Raw genomic sequence first — 5339 nt, forward strand, 5'->3', positions numbered from 1 at the left:
GGTCGGCGTTGGGGTCGACGGCGCCGTCGAGGATCATCGCGCGGACGTTCTGCGGGTAGGCCTCTGCGTACGCAGCCCCGATGCGGGTGCCGTACGAGTAGCCGAGATATGTGAGCTTCTGGTCGCCGAGCGTGGCGCGGATGGAGTCGAGATCCTTTACCACGCTTTCCGTTCCGACGTTGGCGAGAAAGTCGTCGCCCATCTTCTCGACGCAGCGCGCGACGAAGTCCTTTGTCTCCGACTCGATGTGTGCGACACCCTCCGGCGTGTAGTCGACCTGGGGGTCCGCCCTGAGCTTGTCGTTGTCTGCGTCCGAGTTGCACCACACCGCCGGGGTGGACAATCCCACCCCACGCGGATCGAAACCCACCAGGTCGAAGCGCTGCCGGACCGACTCCGGGATGGCGCCGACCAGCGAAGCGGCAGCCTGGACACCCGACTCACCGGGACCACCCGGGTTGACGACCAGCGAACCGATCTTCTGCCCGGTCGCCTTGAACCGGATCATCGCGATCCTCGCGACGTCACCGTCTGGCTTGGCGTAATCGACGGGCACCGACAGCATTCCGCATTCGGCGCCCGCAGGAATGCGAACGTCCGAGGCCGCGAGGTCACACTGCGACCAGTCGATCGGCGATCCCGGCCGTGGCGTCGCGATCACGCCGCGCCCATCGACCAACTTGCTGCAGCCCGCCACGAGCAGCACCACCATGGCGGCCGCAAGGACCCCGCGTCTGAGGTTCATGGCTGTCCATGCTGCCATGGACCCTCATCAGCGCAGTTGAGGGCGGCGCCCCGCGGCTAGTGCGTCGCGCTGATCAGCTCCTTCAGAGCCGCGGCGAAGTCGTCGGCCATGTCCCACAGATCCGGCAGCAATTCGGGGCAGGAGATCAGGCCGACGTCGAGCGTGCCGTTGAGCGACATCACCGTGATGTTCAGCCCCGAACCGTGGAAGATCGGTCCGAGCGGATACATCCCCTTCACCTGTGCGCCCAGGAAGAACAGCGGAACCTGCGGTCCAGGCACGTTGGAGACGACCAGGTTGTGCACGGGCAGGGCGCTGGTCAGCCGGCTCGACGCGTAGACACGCATCGCGACGCCGAACACCGCGGGAGCCGCAAACTGCGACCAGTCCTGCAGTAGCGTCGCACCGATTGCCGCACTGTGTTGTTTGGCAACGGAATTCGCGTCGGCAATGGCCTTCAGTCGCTGACCCGGATCCTCGACGTTGGTCTCCAGACTGGCGAACATCCCCGAAACCTGGTTGCGGCCGGGCCGGTCGGACTTTTCGTGCACGGACACCGGAACCATGGCGACGAGGGTGTTCTCGGGTAGCTCGTCGCGGTCGAGCAGGTACTTGCGCAGCACCCCGGCCACCAGCGCCATCACCACGTCGTTGACCTTGACGCCGAAGTGGTTCTTGACGGTCTTGATGTCCTCGAGGTCGAGTTGCGCGAAGGCGACGTTGCGGTGCGCGGTGACGGTGGCGTTGAAGCGCGTCTTGGGTGCGGCGAACGGCGCCGCCATGGTCAATCCGCTGCGCGCCCGCTTGACGGTGTCGACGACCGTCGAGAGCGTGGAGGGCAGCACGTTGAGCAGCTTGAGCGGGCGGGTGGCGTACTTGATGGCGCCGCTGACCGCGATCTCCAAGTCCGATCCACCGCCAACGCCGTCGACCGGGCTCGGCGGCGGAGCGTCGGCCTCGGTGGTGCAGAGCTGCGACATGAGATTCGCGCCGGTGACGCCGTCGACGCCCGCGTGGTGCACCTTGGTCATCACCGCGAGTCGGCCGCCGGCGTGCGCATCGGTGCCCGCGACGTTCTCGATCACCCACATCTCCCACAGCGGCCGACTGCGATCCAGGTTGAGCGAGGCGATGTGCCCGCAGATCTCCCCCAGTTCGACGCGGCCGCCCGGTGCGGGGAGACCGATGCGGTGCAGGTGTCTGTCGACGTCGAAGTCCTTGTCCTCCACCCACACCGGGTGATCGAGGTTGAATCGGTTGTCACCGAGCTTCTCGCGGAACTCCGGCATCGCCTTGATGCGCAGACTCAGCGCGTCGCGCAGTCGGTCGAAGGTGTAGCCACCGGGGATGGTCGCGGTGTCGATTTCGAGGATCGAACACACGTGCAAGGGCTGCGATGGCGTTTCGAGATACAGGAAGCTGGCGTCAAGTCCGCTGAGCCTTTGCATTCCGCGATGTTAGGCCCGCCACCCGTCCAGGTGTGAGGAACCGCACTTCACCAAGAGTTCATCTTCTCGGGTGTGAGTGGCAGACTTTGGGTGTCAGACGACCCGGGGACCCGAATGGGCCTCGAGGAACGAATCGACGAGATTAGGGACAATGATGTCTGAACAGACGGTTTACGGTGCTGCCTCCGATACGTCCAAGCCGCGCACGAAGGTGCGCACCCACCACTTGCAGAAGTGGAAGGCCGAGGGCCACAAGTGGGCCATGCTGACGGCGTACGACTTCTCCACCGCAAGGATCTTCGACGACGCCGAGATTCCCGTGCTGCTGGTGGGCGATTCCGCGGCGAACGTGGTCTACGGCTACGACACCACGGTGCCGGTGACGGCCGACGAGCTGATTCCGTTGGTGCGTGGCGTGGTGCGCGGCGCCCCACACGCGCTGGTGGTGGCCGACCTTCCGTTCGGCAGCTACGAAGGTGGCGCTGCTCAAGCCCTGGCGACGGCGACGCGTTTCATGAAGGAGACCGGCGCCGCCGCGGTGAAGCTCGAGGGTGGTGAGCGGGTCGCCGATCAGATCGCGACGCTGACGCAGGCAGGCATTCCGGTGGTCGCGCACATCGGCTTCACGCCGCAGAGTGTCAACGGGCTCGGCGGATTCCGCGTCCAGGGTAGGGGTGACGCCGCCGAGCAGACCGTGCACGACGCCATCGCGGTGGCGGAGGCAGGGGCGGTCGCCGTGGTACTGGAGATGGTGCCCGCAGAATTGGCCACCCAGATCACCGGCAAGCTGACCATTCCCACGGTGGGCATCGGCGCGGGCCCCAACTGCGACGCGCAGGTGTTGGTCTGGCAGGACATGGCGGGGATGACGGCGGGCAAGACGGCGAAGTTCGTCAAGCGTTTCGGTGACGTCGGCGGCGAATTACGCCGGGCGGCAACGCAGTACGCCAATGACGTGGCGACCGGGACCTTCCCGGCCGAGGAGCACTCCTTCTAGTCAGCCGGTGAATTCGGGTCTGCGCTTGCCGAGGAAGGCGGCGATGCCCTCCTTGCCGTCGACGCCGTCGGCGTTCTCCGAGATCAACCGCGCCTCGTCGTCAAGCTGGTCCTCGTAATTCGAGGCGTAGGTGGTCAGCAGCAGCTTCTTGACCGCGGAGTTGGACTTCCTTGCGCCAGTGGCGATTCGGGCCGCGAGCTCATCCAGCCTCGCGGACAGCTCCGCGTCGGGAACGACGGCGGTCACCAGACCCCACTCCAGCGCCTCGGCGGCCGACAGCACTCGATTGGTGATCATCAGCTCCTGGGTCCTGCGCAGGCCGACGAGGCGCGGCAGCAGATACGACGAGCTGCCGTCGGGGCTGAGGCCCACCTTGGTGTAGGCCATCGTGAACGACGCCGACTCGCCGGCGAGAACCAGGTCACCCGACACCCCGAGCGGGAAGCCGGCCCCGGCGGCCACTCCGTTGACGGCGGTGATCAGCACGGCGTCCATCCGCGCGAACGTCGCCATCGCGCGGTGCAGGTCGTCGGCGATGCCCTTGACGTAGGCGCCGGCACTGGGGGCGGCCGCCATGGCCTTGAGATCTCCGCCCGCACTGAAGAACTTGCCCGCACCCGTGAGGGTGACCACCTTCGTCGCGTCGGTCTCGCACAGCGCCGCCGCCGCGGCGAGCTCGCGGCACAACGTGTCGTTGAGGCCGTTCGCGGCGTCGGGCCGATTGAGAACGATGCTGGTGACGGGTCCGGACTTGGCGAACTTCAGCGTTTCGAAATCGGTCATGGCGAAACGCTATCGCACGGCTTTCGGGGTTACGCCCTCACCACGATGTGTAATGCCGCGCAATGAAGCCCACGGGTGCCCTTCGCCGCAGCCGAACCGAGGCGACGTCGTCCGTTCACCTCAATGTGGCAACCTGTTCACGAATTTCGAGCAACGAGACTGCTGCCCAACTGAAGGTGAACATGCCAGCTGACAAGCGCAAACCGTCCCGCCACACGGAGGTCGAGCGCAAGTTCGCGGTCGTCGAGGGCACCGTCTCCCCGTCGTTCGAGGGTCTGTCGTCCATCGCCCGGGTGGAACGCTCGCCGGTGCAACGGCTCGACGCGGTGTACTTCGACACCCCGGGGCAGGACCTTGCCGCGCACCGCGTCACGCTGCGCCGTCGCACCGGCGGACCCGATGCCGGCTGGCACCTGAAGCTTCCCGCCGGAGCCGACGCCAGAACCGAGGTCCGCACGCCCCTCGGTGAGGCGGGCCGTCCCGATGACTCGGTACCCGACCAGCTGCGTGACGTCGTCCTCGCGATCGTGCGCGACCACCCCCTGGCCCCGGTGGCGCGGATCTCGACCAGCCGCACCGTCGACGTCTTGTACGGGCACGACGGCGCGGCGCTTGCCGAGTTCTGCGATGACACGGTGCACGCGTCGGCCGAGGGCAACGGGGAACCCCAGGAGTGGCGCGAATGGGAGCTCGAGCTCGCTGAGGGAGCCGGCGCCGAAAGCGGCGCCGCCCTGCTGGACCGGCTGGCGAACCGCCTGTTCGACGCGGGGGCCGAACCCGCCGGGCACGGGTCGAAGTTGGCGAAGGTATTACAGACCCCCGATCCCGGGCTGGCACCGCACTCCGAGGACCCGGTGCATCGCGCGGTGGCCGAACAGATCGAAGAGCTGCTGGTGTGGGACAGGGCCGTGCGCGCCGACGCATGGGATTCCGTGCACCAGATGCGGGTGGTGACCCGCAAGATCCGCAGCCTGGTGAAGGGGTCCGAGGAGTCGTTCGGGCTCTCCGACGACGCCCCCCTTCTCGACGAACTTCGGGAGCTGGCCGGGGTCTTGGGCGTGGCACGCGACGCCGAGGTGCTCGCCGAGCGATACGAGCGGGCATTGGACGAACTGCCTGCCGAACTGGTCCGCGGACCGGTCCGGGAGCGACTGATCGACGGTGCCAAACTCCGTTACAAGGCCGGGTTGCGACGGTCCCTGACGGCGATGCGATCCGACCGCTACTTCCGCATGCTCGACGCGCTCGACGCACTCCGATCGGCTGGACCAGCGGCGACCACCACGGGCGAACCACCAAGGCAGACGACCGTCGAGTCGGCGTACCGGAAGGTGCGCAAGGCGTCGAAGGCGGCGCAGTCCGCCCG

At 67.1% G+C, this 5339-nt stretch carries 5 protein-coding genes; 2 read left to right on the forward strand and 3 right to left on the reverse strand.

All coding sequences use genetic code 11. The features are described from left to right. Both ACRDUX_RS39050 and ACRDUX_RS39055 read right to left on the reverse strand, forming a co-directional pair. Nucleotides 1–745, reverse strand: a 745-nt coding sequence (locus ACRDUX_RS39050; protein WP_526422618.1) for an alpha/beta fold hydrolase, incomplete at its 3' end; no start/stop codon positions are given. A gap of 56 nt (nucleotides 746–801) precedes the next feature. Then, the gene (locus tag ACRDUX_RS39055) at nucleotides 802–2193 is read right to left on the reverse strand and encodes a WS/DGAT/MGAT family O-acyltransferase (RefSeq protein WP_526422620.1); all 1392 of its coding nucleotides are present in this window, start codon (nucleotides 2191–2193) and stop codon (nucleotides 802–804) included. Nucleotides 2194–2347: 154 nt separating this feature from the next. Between ACRDUX_RS39055 and panB the strand changes: the two genes are divergently transcribed. Further along, the gene (gene panB / locus ACRDUX_RS39060; protein WP_526422626.1) at nucleotides 2348–3190 is read left to right on the forward strand and encodes a 3-methyl-2-oxobutanoate hydroxymethyltransferase; all 843 of its coding nucleotides are present in this window, start codon (nucleotides 2348–2350) and stop codon (nucleotides 3188–3190) included. On the opposite strand, the gene ACRDUX_RS39065 is transcribed toward panB, so the two are convergent. Continuing rightward, entirely contained in the window at nucleotides 3191–3973 is a 783-nt protein-coding gene (locus tag ACRDUX_RS39065) for an enoyl-CoA hydratase/isomerase family protein (protein ID WP_526422622.1), read from the reverse strand. It abuts the gene before it with no gap. Between the two features lie 182 nt (nucleotides 3974–4155). On the opposite strand from ACRDUX_RS39065, the gene ACRDUX_RS39070 reads away from it, so the two are divergent. Next, nucleotides 4156–5339: CYTH and CHAD domain-containing protein (locus tag ACRDUX_RS39070; RefSeq protein WP_526422624.1), on the forward strand; the 1184-nt coding region annotated here is incomplete at its 3' end.

The sequence above is a fragment of the Mycobacterium sp. genome (genome assembly GCF_050701675.1).
In the GTDB taxonomy this organism is placed as follows: domain Bacteria; phylum Actinomycetota; class Actinomycetes; order Mycobacteriales; family Mycobacteriaceae; genus Mycobacterium.

What these genes read in the sequence shown, in the direction of transcription:
- ACRDUX_RS39055 (WP_526422620.1), bottom strand. Translation starts at nt 2,193, where the DNA reads ATGCAAAGGCTCAGCGGACTTGACGCCAGCTTCCTGTATCTCGAAACG.
- ACRDUX_RS39065 (WP_526422622.1), bottom strand. Translation starts at nt 3,973, where the DNA reads ATGACCGATTTCGAAACGCTGAAGTTCGCCAAGTCCGGACCCGTCACC.
- panB (WP_526422626.1), top strand. Translation starts at nt 2,348, where the DNA reads ATGTCTGAACAGACGGTTTACGGTGCTGCCTCCGATACGTCCAAGCCG.